General features: G+C 42.9%; 22 protein-coding genes and 1 other annotated feature. Of the genes, 19 read left to right on the top strand and 3 right to left on the bottom strand.

Going from position 1 to position 16,870, the window contains the following annotated elements:
- Positions 1 to 63 precede the first annotated feature (63 nt).
- The 8 genes from EP58_RS10850 (at position 64) to EP58_RS10815 (ending at position 6,674) form a co-directional block, all read left to right on the top strand.
- Complete coding sequence (locus tag EP58_RS10850) at positions 64 to 2,076, top strand: Lmo1799 family Asp-Ala repeat surface protein (RefSeq protein ID WP_036093322.1); 2,013 nt, start codon at positions 64 to 66, stop codon at positions 2,074 to 2,076.
- Between the two features lie 81 nt (positions 2,077 to 2,157).
- Positions 2,158 to 3,804, top strand: a complete 1,647-nt coding sequence (locus tag EP58_RS10845; protein ID WP_036093319.1) for a poly(glycerol-phosphate) alpha-glucosyltransferase — start codon at positions 2,158 to 2,160, stop codon at positions 3,802 to 3,804.
- 78 nt (positions 3,805 to 3,882) lie between these two features.
- A complete protein-coding gene (gene rpsP / locus EP58_RS10840; protein ID WP_036093318.1) occupies positions 3,883 to 4,155 on the top strand; it encodes a 30S ribosomal protein S16 in 273 nt (90 codons plus the stop codon).
- Positions 4,156 to 4,169: 14 nt separating this feature from the next.
- On the top strand, positions 4,170 to 4,400 hold the full coding sequence (locus tag EP58_RS10835; RefSeq protein WP_036072758.1) for a KH domain-containing protein: 231 nt from the start codon (positions 4,170 to 4,172) through the stop codon (positions 4,398 to 4,400).
- 270 nt (positions 4,401 to 4,670) lie between these two features.
- Entirely contained in the window at positions 4,671 to 5,057 is a 387-nt protein-coding gene (locus tag EP58_RS10830; RefSeq protein WP_036093317.1) for a YlqD family protein, read from the top strand.
- Between the two features lie 10 nt (positions 5,058 to 5,067).
- Positions 5,068 to 5,586, top strand: coding sequence for a ribosome maturation factor RimM (gene rimM / locus EP58_RS10825; protein WP_036093316.1), 519 nt, complete (start codon positions 5,068 to 5,070; stop codon positions 5,584 to 5,586).
- Positions 5,587 to 6,327, top strand: coding sequence for a tRNA (guanosine(37)-N1)-methyltransferase TrmD (gene trmD / locus EP58_RS10820; protein WP_036093315.1), 741 nt, complete (start codon positions 5,587 to 5,589; stop codon positions 6,325 to 6,327).
- 2 nt (positions 6,328 to 6,329) lie between these two features.
- A complete protein-coding gene (locus tag EP58_RS10815; RefSeq protein WP_036077031.1) occupies positions 6,330 to 6,674 on the top strand; it encodes a hypothetical protein in 345 nt (114 codons plus the stop codon).
- Positions 6,675 to 6,721: 47 nt separating this feature from the next.
- Here the strand turns inward: EP58_RS10815 and EP58_RS10810 are convergent, their stop codons facing one another.
- Positions 6,722 to 7,486 carry an MBL fold metallo-hydrolase gene (locus EP58_RS10810; RefSeq protein ID WP_241481017.1) on the bottom strand — a complete coding sequence of 255 codons (765 nt, stop codon included), beginning with the start codon at positions 7,484 to 7,486 and terminating at the stop codon, positions 6,722 to 6,724.
- A 137-nt stretch (positions 7,487 to 7,623) separates the two neighbouring features.
- Between EP58_RS10810 and rplS the strand changes: the two genes are divergently transcribed.
- Both rplS and EP58_RS10800 read left to right on the top strand, forming a co-directional pair.
- Positions 7,624 to 7,968, top strand: coding sequence for a 50S ribosomal protein L19 (gene rplS, locus EP58_RS10805; RefSeq protein WP_036064629.1), 345 nt, complete (start codon positions 7,624 to 7,626; stop codon positions 7,966 to 7,968).
- Positions 7,969 to 8,077: 109 nt separating this feature from the next.
- A complete protein-coding gene (locus tag EP58_RS10800; RefSeq protein WP_036093312.1) occupies positions 8,078 to 8,473 on the top strand; it encodes a VOC family protein in 396 nt (131 codons plus the stop codon).
- 51 nt (positions 8,474 to 8,524) lie between these two features.
- Here the strand turns inward: EP58_RS10800 and EP58_RS10795 are convergent, their stop codons facing one another.
- Entirely contained in the window at positions 8,525 to 9,586 is a 1,062-nt protein-coding gene (locus tag EP58_RS10795; protein ID WP_036093310.1) for a type I restriction endonuclease, read from the bottom strand.
- 132 nt (positions 9,587 to 9,718) lie between these two features.
- Between EP58_RS10795 and EP58_RS10790 the strand changes: the two genes are divergently transcribed.
- The 6 genes from EP58_RS10790 (at position 9,719) to EP58_RS10765 (ending at position 13,675) form a co-directional block, all read left to right on the top strand.
- Positions 9,719 to 9,952, top strand: a complete 234-nt coding sequence (locus EP58_RS10790) for a hypothetical protein (RefSeq protein WP_036093307.1) — start codon at positions 9,719 to 9,721, stop codon at positions 9,950 to 9,952.
- A 136-nt stretch (positions 9,953 to 10,088) separates the two neighbouring features.
- Positions 10,089 to 10,227: a sequence feature (ribosomal protein L20 leader region), on the top strand.
- 44 nt (positions 10,228 to 10,271) lie between these two features.
- On the top strand, positions 10,272 to 10,787 hold the full coding sequence (gene infC, locus EP58_RS10785) for a translation initiation factor IF-3 (RefSeq protein ID WP_103035007.1): 516 nt from the start codon (positions 10,272 to 10,274) through the stop codon (positions 10,785 to 10,787).
- Between the two features lie 21 nt (positions 10,788 to 10,808).
- On the top strand, positions 10,809 to 11,009 hold the full coding sequence (rpmI, locus tag EP58_RS10780; RefSeq protein WP_036064633.1) for a 50S ribosomal protein L35: 201 nt from the start codon (positions 10,809 to 10,811) through the stop codon (positions 11,007 to 11,009).
- Between the two features lie 64 nt (positions 11,010 to 11,073).
- A complete protein-coding gene (gene rplT, locus EP58_RS10775) occupies positions 11,074 to 11,433 on the top strand; it encodes a 50S ribosomal protein L20 (RefSeq protein WP_036062116.1) in 360 nt (119 codons plus the stop codon).
- Between the two features lie 134 nt (positions 11,434 to 11,567).
- The gene (locus tag EP58_RS10770) at positions 11,568 to 12,647 is read left to right on the top strand and encodes a M42 family metallopeptidase (RefSeq protein WP_036093306.1); all 1,080 of its coding nucleotides are present in this window, start codon (positions 11,568 to 11,570) and stop codon (positions 12,645 to 12,647) included.
- Between the two features lie 44 nt (positions 12,648 to 12,691).
- The gene (locus EP58_RS10765) at positions 12,692 to 13,675 is read left to right on the top strand and encodes an NAD-dependent epimerase/dehydratase family protein (RefSeq protein ID WP_036093304.1); all 984 of its coding nucleotides are present in this window, start codon (positions 12,692 to 12,694) and stop codon (positions 13,673 to 13,675) included.
- 44 nt (positions 13,676 to 13,719) lie between these two features.
- Here EP58_RS10765 and EP58_RS10760 read toward each other — a convergent pair whose 3' ends face one another.
- Positions 13,720 to 15,066: a sodium-dependent transporter gene (locus EP58_RS10760; protein ID WP_036093302.1), complete on the bottom strand. Its 1,347-nt coding sequence runs from the start codon at positions 15,064 to 15,066 to the stop codon at positions 13,720 to 13,722.
- Between the two features lie 146 nt (positions 15,067 to 15,212).
- Between EP58_RS10760 and EP58_RS10755 the strand changes: the two genes are divergently transcribed.
- The 3 genes from EP58_RS10755 (at position 15,213) to EP58_RS10745 (ending at position 16,858) form a co-directional block, all read left to right on the top strand.
- A complete protein-coding gene (locus tag EP58_RS10755) occupies positions 15,213 to 15,971 on the top strand; it encodes a TrmH family RNA methyltransferase (RefSeq protein ID WP_036093300.1) in 759 nt (252 codons plus the stop codon).
- 81 nt (positions 15,972 to 16,052) lie between these two features.
- A complete protein-coding gene (locus tag EP58_RS10750; RefSeq protein WP_036093298.1) occupies positions 16,053 to 16,319 on the top strand; it encodes a hypothetical protein in 267 nt (88 codons plus the stop codon).
- Positions 16,316 to 16,858, top strand: a complete 543-nt coding sequence (locus EP58_RS10745) for a DUF6036 family nucleotidyltransferase (RefSeq protein WP_036093297.1) — start codon at positions 16,316 to 16,318, stop codon at positions 16,856 to 16,858. Before EP58_RS10750 ends, EP58_RS10745 begins: the two co-directional genes overlap by 4 nt.
- Positions 16,859 to 16,870 lie beyond the last annotated feature (12 nt).

Below are 16,870 nucleotides of genomic sequence, written 5' to 3'. Positions count from 1 at the left end.
GCAGTAATGGAACTTGTTGTATTAATTTCAGCTCGGTTTAGGCCGAAGCTTGAGGGGGAAATAATGATGGGGAAACAACAGGTGGATTATAAGCGCAGAATGAACAGTAAGCATAATCAAAAGGCGAAAGTTTTAGCGACTCTTTTTACAGCGGCAACTATTGTTGCTGCACCGGTATCGATTAACTATAGTGCTCTAGATCGGGGATTAGAGCTAAATGGTGTTTCGGTAGATGCGGCATCGGTTAGTTTGTTGAATTCAGCTAATCTGAATGCGAGTTACTCAGGTGGTAAGCTGATTTTGACGATAACTGGGAATCAATTAGTGAATATTGCGATTGGGAAACATTATCATCCATATTTTAAATTGGCTGATGAATTGAAACCTCTTTTGTCACATCCTTCTATACGTGCTAATACAAGAATTGATTATGATATCCCATATTTACAGGGGTTTTCAACGAAGCATAATACGGGAACGGTTACGGGAAGTGCTTTAAAACTGAATCCAACAGGTGGGACGGTTGGTGCAGATATATCTAATGGATTACGTCTTTCGGTTGGTGGGCAATCGGTGTTTACGCTGACAATTGATTTGGCAGCGATTGGGACGCTTGCTTTACCAGCAGGTCTGGGCGATAATGACTTGGATTTCTTTGCGCGTGTTGGAGATGGATTATTGGATATTGATTTGTTGGGGACTAATTCGGCTTCGGCGTTTATTGTTTCGTTGGATGATGCCGACGCTGATGCGGATGCCGATGCGGATGCCGACGCCGACGCTGACGCCGATGCGGATGCTGACGCTGACGCGGATGCGGATGCTGACGCCGATGCGGATGCTGACGCCGATGCGGATGCTGACGCCGATGCAGATGCCGATGCTGACGCCGATGCCGATGCCGATGCTGACGCCGATGCCGATGCTGACGCCGATGCTGACGCTGACGCGGATGCCGATGCTGACGCCGATGCAGATGCCGATGCCGATGCAGATGCCGATGCTGACGCTGACGCGGATGCGGATGCTGACGCCGATGCAGATGCCGATGCAGATGCCGATGCTGACGCCGATGCTGACGCTGACGCGGATGCGGATGCTGACGCGGATGCCGATGCTGACGCCGACGCCGATGCTGACGCCGATGCAGATGCCGATGCTGACGCCGACGCCGATGCAGATGCGGATGCCGACGCGGATGCGGATGCTGACGCGGATGCCGACGCCGATGCGGATGCTGACGCTGATGCCGACGCTGATGCCGACGCTGATGCCGATGCTGACGCTGATGCGGATGCCGATGCTGATGCTGATGCAGATGCGGATGCCGACGCTGATGCCGATGCTGACGCCGACGCTGATGCCGATGCTGATGCAGATTCCGACGGGGACATTGATTGGATGAGCTATATTGTCGATAGACCGCTCATCAATCCTGTTCATGAAGGTGATACGTTTATCCGTGGTGATGGGCTCTATGATGATGCGCCTAGTCCTATCAATAGTTTGATTCAACGAGCTCAGGCTTTAGCTCCAGAACTTCCAGAAGGAACGGATTTGGAGTTAACGCTACAACTTCCAGATGGTACTATTATTGGTGATGTAACGTTAGATGATGATGGGGATTATGTTGTCAATGTCTCTGGTCATGAGTTGGATGCTGGTGATATTATTACGGCCTATCTAACTGCAACTAGAGGAGAAGCTACTAAAACTAGCGCCATTGCCTCAACAGAGGTACTTCCTTTAGTCGATGATACAGATGCTGACGCCGATGCGGATGCCGATGGTGATACAGATCCTAATACGCCAATTAATACAGGAACTGGCGGCACAGGTGGAACTGGTGGTACGGGCGGTACTGGTTCGGTGATCGTGCCTATTAGTACAGGGACTACAGGTACTGGAACGACGAGTATGATAAGTGCAGATACTTCCATGTCTGGCTCTGACGGCTCATCGTTACCGTCTACTGGTGATGAGGATTCCACTACTGCGCAATGGTTCGGCGCTGGATTGCTCGCTTTGGCTGGTGGATTCTTACTAAGATTGTTTAGAAAAAAACCACAAGAATAATTCGAGTTTTTCACGTCAGGTAACAATAATAGGCCTCCTTATTTTTCGGAAATAGGGAGGCTAAATAAGGAGTGGGCGGTTATGCAAAGTATAGATGCTGTTTTGGAAATTAAAAAAGCGATTGAAAATGAGGCAAAACAAGTTGGAAATATGAGTTGGCTCGGAAATTGGAAAGTCTTCCTATCACTGGAACATTTTACAAAACGCGCGACGGTTATCAATTACAGCAACGCGTCACTCGATTATATTTTTAAGCAAATAAAAAAAGAAACGAATAAACACACTGCTAATTTTAAAATTGACGTGGCTTACCAGTTCGAGGTGATGCTTTTTTCGGAATGGAACGATATGGCGCTACATACGAAGAAGAATTATTGCCGTCTCGGTGTTTCGTTTGATAAGGGATTCCGTACGGCTTTGTTGGAGCAAGAGGTCAACGGAAATGCAATGATACAGCCAAAAGAAGATGGTTTGGCGCTAAATGTGGAGAACTTGAATCGGTATTTGATACAGTCGCATAAGGAACATGGCAAATTAGAAATCGAGGCGAATTCCGAAGTGATTGTTTTTGATACGATTGGGTTTTACTTCGATGGAGATGTTGTCTGGCCGCTTTACCGTGGGGAGTTAAATCATGGGCGACGCATTATTTCGCAATTGGAGCCTTCAGAAGTGGAGGAGCTTATCCAGCAATCTGGTGCGTATTTGGCAGATCAGGTTGGTGCGGATGGTGAATTTATCTATGGTTACTTCTCTTGTTTTGATAAGAAAATAAAACATTACAATAGTCTGCGTCATGCGAGTTCCACGTATTCGATGCTGGAATCGTATGAAGTGTCTGGCGATCTGAAAATTTTGCGAGCTGCCGAAAAAGCATTGCGTTTTCTGGCGATTGATCTGATTCGGGAGCAGGAAAACCGTGCGTATGTCATTGAGCGCGATAACAATGAGGTTAAGCTCGGCGCGAATGCAGCGGCGATTTTGGCTTTTTCAAAATATATGCAGGTGACTAAAAATAACGACTATTTAGCGCTTTCTCAAAAGCTGGCGCATGCGATTTGTGACCAGCAGCAGGAGGATGGCCGGTTTATTCATGTTCTTGAATACCCAACGCTTGCAGTAAAAGACGCTTTCCGGATTATCTATTACGATGGAGAAGCGGTTTTAGGCTTGCTGCGGTTATATGAACTCGATCGCGATTCACGTTGGCTGGACGTTGCAACGAAAGCGTTTGATCATTTTATTAAAAACGAGTACTGGAAAAATCATGATCACTGGCTCAGCTATTGTACGAATGAAATAACGAAATACTTGCCGGAAGATCGCTATTTTGAATTCGGTCTAAAAAATGCTTTCGGACGTCTGGATTTTATTCATGACCGCGAAACGACATTCCCGACATTTTTAGAGTTGACTGTGGCAACGCATGATATGTGCGAACGGATTGAAGCGGAAAACAAAGCGTATTTGCTAGAAGGCTTTCATCGTGAAAAATTAGAGCGCACCATCGAAAAACGCGCGGACTATCAACTGAATGGTTTTTTCTATCCAGAACTTGCGATGTATTACAAAAATCCAGCACGTATTCGGCACAGTTTCTTCATTCGCCACCATTCGTTCCGCGTTCGCATTGATGATGTCGAACATAATATTTCCGGCTACTGTCGCTATTTACACCGAATCACAGCGGATTTGCCAGATAAAAAGAAAGAAAAAATGAAGCTGTAAAGAAAAAACACTTTACAAACAAATCCTTTACTGGTAATATATATACTTGTGTAAGACTTTATGGAGGTGTATATATAAATGGCAGTTAAAATTCGTTTAAAACGTATGGGTTCTAACAAGAAACCTTTCTACCGTATTCAAGTTGCAGATTCTCGTTCTCCACGTGATGGCCGTTCAATCGAAACAGTGGGTACATACAATCCACTATTGAACCCAGCAGAAGTGAAAATCGATGAAGAAGCAGTTTTAAAATGGTTGCATAACGGTGCGAAACCATCTGACACAGTTCGTAACTTGTTGTCAAATGAAGGCATTATGGAAAAATTCCACAATTCAAAACTAGGTAAGTAATAAAGGTCATGGCTATGGAGGATTTAATTCTAACCATCGTAAAGCCTCTTGTTGATCATCAAGATGACGTTGTTGTCTCGGTAGAAGAGAGCGCTACAAGCCTTCTTTATAAGTTATCAGTAAACAAAGATGATATGGGCCGCGTGATAGGCAAGCAAGGACGGATCGCGAAATCGATTCGTACGCTTGTCTACGCATCAGGCAACCGTAGCGAGAAGAAAGTACGTCTCGAGATCATTGAATGACCGCCCCACAGTATTTGTGAGGTGGTTTTTGTTGTGGTTCTTATGAAGCGTAGTATGCTGAATTAGAACCTCAATATGCATGAGAGCGAAGCGAGCAGGTAATCCATCAATGGCTGGTACTGGACGCAGAGATCGGACTTATAAGTGAATCACGATTGATATATTGCCCTAATCCAGCTTTGTTGCAGTGGAATATAATGAAACTGCCTTCCTCAGCTCTTCATATGTTACAATAAAACAAACACCCCAAACGGATAAGGAGCGTGCCTCATGAAAATTATCCAAAAAGTCACTGTGAAACAAATTCTTACAGAGAAAAGTAAGGAGAAATTATTTCAATTCTACTTAGAACAACGGCAAACGTTACAAAAAGAAAGCGATCAACTCCATTTTGAACAAAAAAAGATGGAGCACAAAAATAAGTTCAATCAAGAATCGGTGAATAGTTACTTCGAGAAAGAAATTGAAATGCGACATGAGAAAGTAAAAATTATTGAATTCCAAGTCGAACAGCTCGAAATTTTACCGATTGGAAGTGAAATCAAAGAGCGCGAGTTGGAAGCAATCCTAGATGTTGCAGTTGGCGATGCTTGGGACGAGACCATTTTTGCGAAAACGATTGTAGTGAAAGATGATGTTATAATAGAAATACGCTAGAGGTGAAAGCATGGAGCAGATGTTTAATGTAGGAAAAATAGTGAATACACACGGTTTAATGGGAGAAGTTCGCGTTATTTCGCAGACGGATTTTGCGGATGAGCGCTTTGCCCCAGGAAATGAATTATTTTTATTCGCAAAAGGTAGCAAGAAGCCTGAAAAACTAATTATCAAGACGCATCGGAAGCATAAGAATTTTGACTTGTTGACGTTTGAGGGCATTATTGGTATTAATAATGTCGAGCGAATGAGGGAAGGGATGCTGAAAGTGCCGGAATCGCAGCTTGGTGATTTGGAGGAAAACGAATATTATTTCCACGAGATTATTGGGTGCGAGGTGTACACGGAGGAAGGCGAATTGCTCGGAACAATTAGTGAAATCTTGACGCCTGGCGCGAATGACGTTTGGGTTGTGCAGACGAAGGGCCAGAAAGACAAGCTGATTCCGTATATCGCGGACGTCGTGCAATCGGTCAACATCAAGGATAAGAAAATCACGATTTCTGTCATGGAAGGATTGTTTGACTAAATGAAAATGGATGTTTTGTCGATTTTTCCAACGATGTTTGATGGCATGACCGGGAATTCGATTATCAAAAAAACAATTGAAAAAGGACTCGTGGATGTTTCTATTACGGACTTTCGGGAATATGCAGAAGGAAAGCATCAAACGGTCGATGATTATCCATATGGCGGCGGCGCTGGGATGCTTTTGAAGGCACAACCGATTTTCTCAGCAGTGGAAGCGTTGCGGGAAAGAACGCCAGATACGAAGCCACGGATTATTTTGATGGATCCAGCTGGCAAACGATTCGACCAGAAATTGGCGGAGGAATTTGCGCAGGAGGAACATTTGATTTTTATTTGTGGGCATTATGAAGGCTATGATGAGCGGATTCGCGAGTTTTTGGTCACGGATGAGGTTTCGATTGGTGATTATATTTTAACGGGTGGCGAAATTGGGGCAATGGCGATGATGGATAGCGTGATTCGTCTGCTTCCTGGAGCGCTTGGGAACGCGGATTCGGCTGTGACGGATTCTTTTTCTACAGGCCTGCTCGAGCACCCGCACTACACGCGACCAGCGCAGTTTCGCGATATGGGGGTTCCGGAAGTACTTTTGAATGGGAATCATAAATTGATCGAAGAATGGCGGGAACGTGAGTCATTGCGCCGTACATGGGAACGCCGACCAGACTTACTTGAAAGTTATACTTTATCTGACCAGCAGCAAAAATGGTTGGAGGAGATACAAAAAGGAGTGGATTAGGCATGGGGATTTTTAAAAATGAAGAGGCTGAAAATCGCGATGATGTATTGAATCGTGACGTGGAATCGGTGCTTGTATCGACTGGCCCGACAGCGGTAAACCATGATGTTGTGCAGGTTGTTTTTGTTCGTAATTACGTGCAAGCGGAGGCGAAAGTAGGCTGGGCCGCGACATCTGATTTCTCAGGGATCGTTCGAGGTTTGCAAGAACAGGCCCACGAGCTCGGCGGAGATGCGGTACTTAACTGCCATTTCGAGGAGCAGTTCATTCGAGAAGAAGATGGCAAATTACTCATGAGTCAAGTCGGTTATGGCACGGTAGTCATGACGAAAATTACGAGATTTTAATAGAAAAAACGAAGGAGAGCCAATGCGTGATGGTTCTCCTTTCGTGTTTAGTTGAGGCGTTTTTTCGCGCGCGTCACTGCTTTTTCGAGGAACGGCATCGGATCCAGAATCATTTTTCCATGTCCAACAGCGAGAATGCGCGGATTATGTAGCATTATTTTCTCCGTGGAAGCAATACCAGCTTCCAAATCCCACGTGCCCATCGTCGGGAAAGGGAAGAGTGGACGCGTATCGCCTGCGACTGCGATGCCGCCCTGTGTTTGTAGTAAATCACCAACAATGACAGCTTTCGTCCGATTATCAAAAAAGGAAACGGATCCAGGTGTATGACCAGGCGTCTCAATCACAGATAAGGAGCCAATCATATCGCCTTCTACGATTGTTTTGTCAACGTTGACAGGGAATGTTTTCGGATAGGAACCTTTGATTGGTTTCTGCGCTTCAAACGCGTACGGCACAGGATTTTTGATTAACTGTAATTCGCGGTCAGAAATCATAATTTTCGCATCAGGATGAGCTTCTGCAATCGTCTGTAGCGACCCAATATGATCGCCGTGTGCGTGTGTTAAAACGATATATCGGAGCGGTAAACCAATGGCTGCTATTTGCTTTAAAATTTTGTTAGCGCTCATCGGCAAGGCTGTATCAATCAGCGTGAGGAAATCTTCATCTTTCATCAAATAACAGTTTACCGGAAATAGGAATGGCAATGTGGTGAGTTGTGTGAGGTTATTTTGCGTCACCGATTTCATCTTTGGAACACGTCCTTTCTTCTTGGAATAGATAGCATCATCATACCATATTTTAGCCATCAAGAAAAAACCCTTTACACACCATGATAAATGTGATAAATTAGATTAGTAACTGGACAGATCCAGTTTTATAACGATGTTCCGCTTCATTACATATGTTGAATGAAAGAATGTCTGTTGGAAGGAGATGAAATGTAATGAATTTGTTAATCAATGAAATTACTAAAAGTCAATTAAATCCAGACGTACCTAGCTTCCGTCCTGGTGATACTGTTCGCCTTCACGTGAAGGTTGTCGAGGGAACTCGCGAACGTATTCAGCTTTTTGAAGGTGTTGTAATCAAACGCCGTGGAGCAGGAATCAGCGAAACTTTCACAGTTCGTAAAATCTCTTATAGTGTTGGCGTTGAGCGTACATTCCCTGTACACACACCGCGTATCGCTAAATTAGAAGTATTACGTCGTGGTAAAGTACGTCGTGCGAAATTGTATTACCTACGTGATCTACGTGGTAAAGCAGCTCGTATTAAAGAAATTCGTTAATTATAAAAAGACGGTCGGCATCGCGCTGATCGTCTTTTTATGTATCGCTTGCAAAAAAGAACCAATCGCGTATTCTGATACTATCAAATAATGGAAGGAAGTCGAAACGATGAAAAAGCTCATTCCTTATTTAACAACGGACCACTGTAAAGAAGCGGTAGACTATTATCACGCCATTTTTGGAGGGGAAATTAAAAATTTTCAAATGTCAGATGGCATTCCTGGTTTTGAACAATATCCGAATAAAGTCCTCCACGCAGAAATCGTCATTAACGAAAATTTGGCGCTCTATCTCAATGATATTTTCCAAACGCCTGTCACAGAAGGAAACAGTGTCATGTTAGGTTTAGAATTTGATTCGGAAGAGGAGATTACCAATATCTACACAGCGCTTGCCGAAGAAGGCACAATCGAAATGGAACTCCAAGAAGCTTTCTGGGGCGCCGTACACGCGAAGGTTATCGATAAATTTGGATTTAGTTGGGAACTAAACTGGGAGAAATGACAAGAAAAGGCTTAAATCCGTTTTATGAGATTCAAGCCTTGCATATTATGGTTATTGGTAGTTATCCAGTATTGGAATAATTTTATCCGCATGATTATATATATCCAGAACCTCATTGATATCAATGGTTGTCTTCGCTTCATCATTTAACGTGATGAACTTCCGACTATTGTTTACATGTAATCTAAGTATCCATTTGCGGATATTATCGTCTAGTATAATATTGAAATACGAACGATTATCTCTAAAGAAAATACGGCTTGTATCAATTTTATCTTTTAAAAGGAGTTTTACAGTTGTGAATGCTTCGAGTTCCTCGTGTGTTGTTTCAATTTCAACTTCTTCTGCTAAGGAATCTTGCAAAATTTCCTCTACCTCTACGGAAGAACTAACGTTATTGTTTAGTGCGGCACTCAGCTTGTTGTTGACTTGGTCAGAAATATATTGACGGAAACCGCGCCTTACGACAGGTGTAAACTTATCAATAACGGCTTTTGTTTTCATACCCTCATAGACCTCATTAATGACGAATTTTACAAACTCTTCACTTGGATTATCAATTTCTTGCTCGATGAATTTTTTTATGTGACCTAAATATTTTAAATCGGAGGCATTTTTAGCAATCGCTTCAACATCGAAATTTTCTTTATGAAATTTAATGATTTCAGGAATCTGTACATCTTGTAAATCAGTGAGTGAGAACGTGAAGAAAGGTGTAGGATCCATTTTGTTAGGCGCTTCCAAATCTGTATAAATACGATATTCGTCACCATTTGTCAGTATCCCGAATTTTGCCGATGTTGTACCGAAATACCTGAAAAGTTGCGAATCATGTTTTTTAAGTTTCTCATTAATAGACTTTGCTTCGATTAAAATTAATGGTTTACCGTCAGCCAAAATAGCATAGTCAACTTTTTCACCTTTCTTTATGCCTACATCTGCAATAAATTCTGGTGTGAACTCAAGAGGGTTAAAAACATCATAACCAAGTATTTGAAAAAATGGCATAATCAATGAGGTTTTCGTAGCTTCTTCTGTGATAATTGATTCTTTCAGTTGCGTGATACGGTCTCCAAGTACTTTTACATTTGCGGTAAATTGGTCTTGTTCCATTTTTATTCGCTCCCTATTTCAATCTATTTTCGAAAAGTGCTATGTAAGGCCTCCTTATTCATTATAAAAGCTAGTACAATTATATCATGGAATACACATTTTTACATATCTTAGGCGGAGGAGAGAAATAAAATGTATATATTAACAGGGCACAACAACCACATCACCGTCGAAAACCAATTAGGTCAACACTTCCAACTAAACGGTGAACTCGTCCGCGGAGGCTTCATCGCAGACCCAACATCGATTCAAAACTGGCATAAAGCGGACGAAATCACGCCAATCTCTCAGCTTGAAAAAGACGAAATCATGACGCAAATCATGCAACAAACAATCCACAGCCCATTCAAAATCTTGTTCGCCTAGCCGGGAATTTGAAAAAGTTTCAGAAAGTCCTTGAAAAGCACACGAAACTTTGATATGATAAATCTCGTAGTCGAATGAGTAGGTGATTTGACATATGCAGTCTAGCCGTGGTACAATAACTTCTGGTTAATGAATGACAAGAAAGAAGGAGCATCCCGCTTCTCGCCTCGTAAATGTATTTTTGCAGGCAAAGAATTGGAATTATAATTCACGTATGACGTATGTGAATTTTCTGATGTGCGGGTTTGTAATGAAACCGGCGCTTTTTTTATGCGTACTTTCACTTGTTATGAGTAATAATTTATGGAGGTGGCTCACCATTAGCAAAGACATGTTGGTAAACGATGGGATTCGTGCACGTGAATTAAGATTGATTGATCAAGACGGCGAACAGCTTGGTGTCAAAACAAAAGCTGAAGCACTTGAAATTGCGGAGAAAGCCAATTTGGATGTTGTTCTAGTTGCACCGACAGCGAAACCGCCAGTAGCTCGTATTATGGACTATGGTAAATTCCGCTTCGAGCAACAGAAGAAGGACAAAGAAGCTCGCAAGAATCAAAAAATCATCGTAATGAAGGAAGTTCGTTTAAGTCCTACGATTGACGAACACGATTTCGATACGAAACTACGTAACGCGCGCAAGTTCCTTGAAAAAGGCGATAAAGTAAAATGCTCTATCCGCTTTAAAGGGCGTGCGATTACCCATAAAGAAATCGGTCAAAAGGTGCTTGACCGTTTTGCAAAAGAGTGCGAAGACCTTTGTACAATTGAGCAAAGACCAAAAATGGACGGACGTTCAATGTTCTTAGTCCTAGCGCCAATTCAAGAGAAGTAAAGTTCTGAGGAGGAAAAATTCATGCCAAAAATGAAAACTCACCGTGGCTCTGCTAAGCGTTTCAAAAGAACAGGTTCTGGTAAATTAAAACGTTCGCACGGTTACACAAGTCATATGTTCGCAAACAAATCTCAAAAACAAAAACGTAAACTACGTAAAAGTGCGTTAGTTTCAAAAGGTGACTTCAAGCGTATTCGCCAAATGGTCGCTAAAATGAAATAAGCAAGTTTTAATTCGGAAAAACACAGAATCTATTTTTGTGAAAACCCATTAGGAGGTAATTTATATGCCACGCGTAAAAGGCGGAACAGTAACACGCAAACGTCGGAGAAAAGTAATTAAATTAGCGAAGGGCTATTACGGCTCGAAGCATACACTATATAAAGTAGCAAACCAAGCGGTAATGAAATCTTACCAATACGCTTACCGGGATCGTCGTCAAAAGAAACGTGATTTCCGTAAATTATGGATTGCACGTATCAATGCGGCAGCTCGTTTGAATGATCTTTCTTACAGCAAATTCATGCACGGTTTGAAATTAGCCGGTATTGACATGAACCGTAAAATGCTAGCAGATCTTGCGGTGCACGATGAAGCAGCTTTCACGCAAATCGCGACACAAGCAAAAGACGCGTTAGCTAAATAAGACACATTGCATAAGCGGTGAACAGAGAATTTGATTCTTGTTCGCCGCTTATTTTTATGCCTAGAAGTGGTTTTGCCAGAAAAAATCGCGTATACTATAGAAGGAAAAGATGTAATTTCGAGGAGGAACGAAAGATGGATAAACAGTTAGAGATGTTGAAAGAGCTTACTGACGCGAAAGGAATATCAGGAAATGAGCGTTCGGTGCGCGAGGTCTTCAAGGATTACATAGAGCCACTTGCAGACACGTTTGAAACGGACGGACTTGGCAGTGCGATTGCAACAAAAACAGGAGACGCGAACGGTCCAAAAATCATGATTGCGGGTCATCTAGACGAAGTTGGATTCATGGTGACTCAAATCGATGACAAAGGTTTTATCAAATTCCAAACAATCGGTGGCTGGGTTAGTTCCGTGATGTTAGCGCAGCGTGTAACGATTGTGACGCGTTCTGGAGAAGAAATTACAGGGGTTATCGGTTCGAAGCCGCCACATTTGATGAGTGCAGCCGAGCGTCAAAAGGCTTTTGACATTAAAGATATGTTTATCGATGTTGGTGCGGCGGATAAAGAGGAGGTCGTGAGTTGGGACATTAAACCTGGCGATATGATCGTTCCTGCGTTCGAATTTACCGTGATGAAAAATGAGAAATATCTCCTTGCGAAAGCGTGGGATAACCGGATTGGCCTTGCGATCGCGATTGAAGTGTTGCGCAACCTACAAGGCGAAAAACACCCGAATATCGTCTATGGTGTTGGAACTGTGCAAGAAGAGGTCGGCTTGCGTGGTGCTAAAACGTCGGCGCACCAAATTATGCCGGATATCGCCTTTGGTGTCGATGTTGGGATTGCAGGCGATACACCAGGCGTGACGGCGAAAGAAGCAGTCAGCAAAATGGGTGAGGGTCCGCAGATTATTATTTATGATGCGTCGATGATCAGTCATGCGCCATTGCGGAATTTTGTGACAGATGTGGCGGATGAACTGGAGATTCCTTATCAATTCGAGGCGATTGCTGCTGGTGGAACGGATTCAGGTGCGATTCATTTGACTGGAAATGGGATTCCATCGCTTTCAATCACGATTGCGACGCGTTATATTCACTCACATACATCCATGTTACACCGTGATGATTTTACAAATGCGGTGAAACTGATTACGGAAGTTGTGAAACGTTTAGATGCGGATAAAGTAAAAGAGATTCGTTTAGGTTAAGAAAAGCTAGCATCACAACAGATGAGCTGGGAGGGTTTACAACAGTGAAATCCGTATGTATTCTTGGCGGAACAGGTTTGATTGGTTACGCCGCAACAAAAGCGTTTCTAGACACGGAGGACTATCGCGTGACGACATTCTCCTTGCCGCCGGTACCGGAAGATGGCGTTCTAGACGCGCGTGCAAAACATCATTTTGGTGATATAAATGAGATGTCTGATGCTGAGATTGTGAAATTTTTAAAAGGGCAGGATATTTTTATCTTTGCAGGTGGGGTAAACGCGCATTATATTCCGAAAAAGCCGGCGAAAGCGTTTTTCTTTCAGGCGAATGTGGAGCCTGTGCAACATTTGGCGCAACTTGCGCGACAGGCTGGGGTATCTCGATTTATTCTCTGTACATCGTTTTATAATTATTTTCATGCGCTGTGGCCTGATATGCAGTTGACAGAGCTTCATCCGTATATTTATGCAAGTGTGGAGCAGGAGATGCGTCTGTTGGCTGAGAACGGGAATGGCTTGGAAACGATTGCGCTGCGCTTACCTTATGTCGTGGGGCTAGTTCCTGGTCGTGTTTCTGCTTGGCAAACGTACGCCAAACGCTTGCAACGCAGGGAGTTTCCGCTTTACGTTGATCATCATAACAAGGCGACAGGTGGTTCGTGCTATATGACGGCAAAACAGGTCGGTCAGGCGCTTGTTGGAGCGGCGAGTGAGGATGTCGTGCCTAAAAGCTATACGCTAGGTTGGCGCAATATCTCAAACGAGGCTTTCTTGATGCAAGCCAAACGCGCGTTGCAATCAGATATCAAAATTAAGACGTTAACATTGCGCGAATTTCAAGCAGTAGCAAGGAAAGAGGCGCATGAGATTGAGCTAGCAGGTCGCGAGGCAGGTTTTGAACCAGTAGCCTACACAGAACTATTAACACGAGCGCTTTACGTAAATCCAATCGAGGCGCTAGACGTGCTCGACTACCATGCAGACAATGTAGAAAAAGCAATTCAAGAAGTTTTTACGACTCTTTAATAGAAAAACGATGATGCCAAGATTGCGCATCATCGTTTTTGCGTTTATAGGATACCTAACTGCTGTAAGAATACAAGGAAAATCGCGATAGGGCATACATATTTTAAAATCAATAACCAAGCCGCGAAAAGTTTGAATCGAAACGCTCCGCCTGATGTAATTTCATCCAGTAAAACTTGGCGTGGCATCCGAAATCCGACAAAGATAGCGATTAAGAAAGCGCCAATTGGGAGTAAGATATTCGATGCAAGATAGTCCGCAATACCGAATAAATTTTTCCCGAAAAGTGTGACGTCGGCTAGAACGCCAGTACTTAGTGACGTTGGGACAGCAAGCAACGTTACAATCGCAACAACGATGAGAAGTACGCGTTTTCTGGCTTCTGGTCGTTTTTCGAGGAAGGCTGTGACTGGCACTTCGAACAAGTTGAAGCTGGATGTCAGTGCCGCGAATAGGAATAAAACTAAGAATAATAGTAGGAGCACAATGCCGAACGGGACTTGGTTGAAAATCGCTGGTAAGACGATAAATAAGAGTCCAGGTCCTGCTTGTGGCTCGATTCTGAATGAGAAAGCAGCTGGAAATATCGCAAGTCCAGCGAATAAAGAAACGAGCAAGTTCATCAAGGCAATCGTCAGCGCGCTACTCGGCAAGAATACATCGCGTTTTAAGTAGGAAGCATACGTGATCATCCCACCAACGCCGACTGCCAGCGAAAAGAAGCTCTGTCCAAGCGCCTGCAAAATCCCATCGGAAGACAAATCCTCAAACTTCGGCTGTAAAAAGTAAGAGACACCATCCATCGCGTTCGGCAAGGTCAATGCGTACACAATCAATATGAGCAAAAATAGAAATAAGGCAGGCATCATCCAACGATTCGCGCGCTCAATCCCAGCCGTAATCCCTTTTAGCAGTACGAAATAGTTAATCGCAATGAATATGACCGTTGCCAAAATAACCTGTAGTGGATCATTGGAAGTCGTTACAAATAGCTCGGTCAAAGCATCCACAGACAGTCCATGAAGTGCTCCGGTCGCGGCTTTCCATATGTAAAGTATCGCCCAACCACCAACCACACAATAAAAAGCAAGAATAAAGAAGCACGTGAGAACACCGATGCGCCCCGTCCAATCCCATTTTGTGTTAGGTGCTAATTTTCGATAGGCCGCAATGGTTCCGCTCTGCGTGTTTCGACCGATAACAAATTCGCCAAGTAACACGGGCAAGCCGATAAATATCGTGAAGATAGCGAAAATAAGAAAGAAAGCGCCACCGCCCGCATTTGCTGTCACGTAAGGCATTTTCCAGAGAGCTCCCAATCCGATTGCAGAGCCTGCAGATGCTAAAATAAATCCTAATTTTGATGTCCATTGTTCCCGATTTGTTTGCATAATACTTTTAATCTCCCCTTTAGTGCGTTTCATCTTTAACGTATTATACCAGTTTTGCGTAGAAGAAAACAACCTGAAAATAAGCTTTTCACGAATAGTTATGCATTATTATGCTATAATAGATAGGAATGGGAGCGTGATGAATCGTGGAAATGATCAAATCAACGAAAAACGACCGCGTCAAAAATTGGCGTAAATTGCAAACGAAAAAAGGGAGACAACAAGAGTTTTCCTATCTGGTAGAAGGCTTTCATCTTGTGGAAGAGGCGTTGCGCCAAGACGGCTTAGTAACCGAGCTGATTGTAGCCCCAGATGTGAAGATACCGGAAGAATGGAATATCACGAATATCCCTATGTTTTATGTGAATAAAGAAGTGGCGACAAGCATAAGTGAAACCATCACCGATCAAGGAATATTCGCCGTTGTGAAAATGGAAGATCCGGAAATCATGATGCTGTTCGGTAAGAAATTCTTGTTGCTAGATGGCGTGCAGGATCCAGGAAATGTTGGAACTTTGATTCGTACAGCCGATGCCGCTGGATATGACGCCGTTGTTCTCGGTCGTGGAAGCGCGGATTTATACAATCCAAAAGTGATTCGATCGACACAAGGAAGCCATTTCCATATTCCAGTTTTGCAAGCGAATTTGTTAAATTGGATTGAGCGCTTGGAAGAAGAAGGCGTGCCAATTTTTGGAGCTGTTTTAGACGATACCGCGACAAAATTACAAGACGTGGAGCCGCGCGAAACATTAGCCTTGATGGTTGGTAATGAAGGAAACGGTATCCAGACAGAACTCCAAACACGACTAACGCATAAGGTGTACATACCGATATACGGTGCCAGCGAATCGCTGAACGTTGCGGTAGCGGCGGGGATTTTGATGTATGGGTTGAGGAAGTAGGCCGTTATCTGGATTGCGAGTTCTGTTTAAACCGTGTTATAATGAAACTAATAAGAATAATGCAGAAAGGAGTGATTTGATATGAGCAGATTTGTTTACCCATATCGGAAATTGGTTATTCAGTATAGGCAGGTGAAATATCTACAAAGAAGTGGATCTCAAAATACGGAGAGATATCGCGAGCAAGTGCAGGTTTTACGCAAGCTCTTACTACATCCGAGTAAATTATTGACTGTAAATAAGCAGGATCGGGATGAAGATTGGCTGAACAAATATATCAATCACTTAAATATGCTTGTTCAGAACGATGCACTTTATAAAGTTGCAAAAGAAGAGCTGACAGTATGATGATAAATAGCCCCAATAGATATTTACAGACTTTGCTGGAAGAAGTGAATAAAGAAATGGTTAAAAATAACGTCCGTGCGGGCGTTATTTTAATAGGCGGTTTATTAGGGAAATATCTTTTGCAAGATGAATTTCGAGAAACTTTTGATATAGATATTATGATACGGGAAGTGGAAGATGCTAACAGCTTTAGAAAGGTGCTAGACCAATTTTCAATTGATGAGGTTACTGTTGTGGAAATTCCGCCCAAAGAAGAAATAGAATTTGCGGATGTCTTACGTTTTTCTAATCTCACAGTCTATATCCCTACGATTGAATATTTTGCTTTGACTAAACTATTTAGTACTCGTGTCAAAGATGAGGAAGACTTGCAGAAGACTGGAATTTTAAAGCATTGTAATATAATCGAATTACTGGAAATGATAGATGACTATAAAGCGTTTGTATTGAACCCTAAAAATAGGGATTACAATTTTTATAATATTGATTCTTACCTAAAATTGAATCATATAGATAGAGTGTCTATTATTGAGAAATAAGAAAAACAGTAC

Origin of the sequence: Paenilisteria newyorkensis (assembly GCF_000766145.1) — a bacterium.
Classification (GTDB): domain Bacteria; phylum Bacillota; class Bacilli; order Lactobacillales; family Listeriaceae; genus Listeria_A; species Listeria_A newyorkensis.
This window is presented reverse-complemented; position numbering and strand designations above follow the sequence as displayed.

What these genes read in the sequence shown, in the direction of transcription:
- EP58_RS10760 (WP_036093302.1), bottom strand. Translation starts at nt 15,066, where the DNA reads ATGCAAACAAATCGGGAACAATGGACATCAAAATTAGGATTTATTTTA.
- EP58_RS10745 (WP_036093297.1), top strand. Translation starts at nt 16,316, where the DNA reads ATGATGATAAATAGCCCCAATAGATATTTACAGACTTTGCTGGAAGAA.
- rplT (WP_036062116.1), top strand. Translation starts at nt 11,074, where the DNA reads ATGCCACGCGTAAAAGGCGGAACAGTAACACGCAAACGTCGGAGAAAA.
- EP58_RS10790 (WP_036093307.1), top strand. Translation starts at nt 9,719, where the DNA reads ATGTATATATTAACAGGGCACAACAACCACATCACCGTCGAAAACCAA.
- EP58_RS10845 (WP_036093319.1), top strand. Translation starts at nt 2,158, where the DNA reads ATGCAAAGTATAGATGCTGTTTTGGAAATTAAAAAAGCGATTGAAAAT.
- EP58_RS10830 (WP_036093317.1), top strand. Translation starts at nt 4,671, where the DNA reads ATGAAAATTATCCAAAAAGTCACTGTGAAACAAATTCTTACAGAGAAA.
- EP58_RS10795 (WP_036093310.1), bottom strand. Translation starts at nt 9,586, where the DNA reads ATGGAACAAGACCAATTTACCGCAAATGTAAAAGTACTTGGAGACCGT.
- EP58_RS10850 (WP_036093322.1), top strand. Translation starts at nt 64, where the DNA reads ATGATGGGGAAACAACAGGTGGATTATAAGCGCAGAATGAACAGTAAG.
- trmD (WP_036093315.1), top strand. Translation starts at nt 5,587, where the DNA reads ATGAAAATGGATGTTTTGTCGATTTTTCCAACGATGTTTGATGGCATG.
- rpsP (WP_036093318.1), top strand. Translation starts at nt 3,883, where the DNA reads ATGGCAGTTAAAATTCGTTTAAAACGTATGGGTTCTAACAAGAAACCT.
- rimM (WP_036093316.1), top strand. Translation starts at nt 5,068, where the DNA reads ATGGAGCAGATGTTTAATGTAGGAAAAATAGTGAATACACACGGTTTA.
- EP58_RS10750 (WP_036093298.1), top strand. Translation starts at nt 16,053, where the DNA reads ATGAGCAGATTTGTTTACCCATATCGGAAATTGGTTATTCAGTATAGG.
- rplS (WP_036064629.1), top strand. Translation starts at nt 7,624, where the DNA reads ATGAATTTGTTAATCAATGAAATTACTAAAAGTCAATTAAATCCAGAC.
- EP58_RS10800 (WP_036093312.1), top strand. Translation starts at nt 8,078, where the DNA reads ATGAAAAAGCTCATTCCTTATTTAACAACGGACCACTGTAAAGAAGCG.
- rpmI (WP_036064633.1), top strand. Translation starts at nt 10,809, where the DNA reads ATGCCAAAAATGAAAACTCACCGTGGCTCTGCTAAGCGTTTCAAAAGA.
- EP58_RS10815 (WP_036077031.1), top strand. Translation starts at nt 6,330, where the DNA reads ATGGGGATTTTTAAAAATGAAGAGGCTGAAAATCGCGATGATGTATTG.
- EP58_RS10835 (WP_036072758.1), top strand. Translation starts at nt 4,170, where the DNA reads ATGGAGGATTTAATTCTAACCATCGTAAAGCCTCTTGTTGATCATCAA.
- EP58_RS10810 (WP_241481017.1), bottom strand. Translation starts at nt 7,486, where the DNA reads ATGGCTAAAATATGGTATGATGATGCTATCTATTCCAAGAAGAAAGGA.
- EP58_RS10770 (WP_036093306.1), top strand. Translation starts at nt 11,568, where the DNA reads ATGGATAAACAGTTAGAGATGTTGAAAGAGCTTACTGACGCGAAAGGA.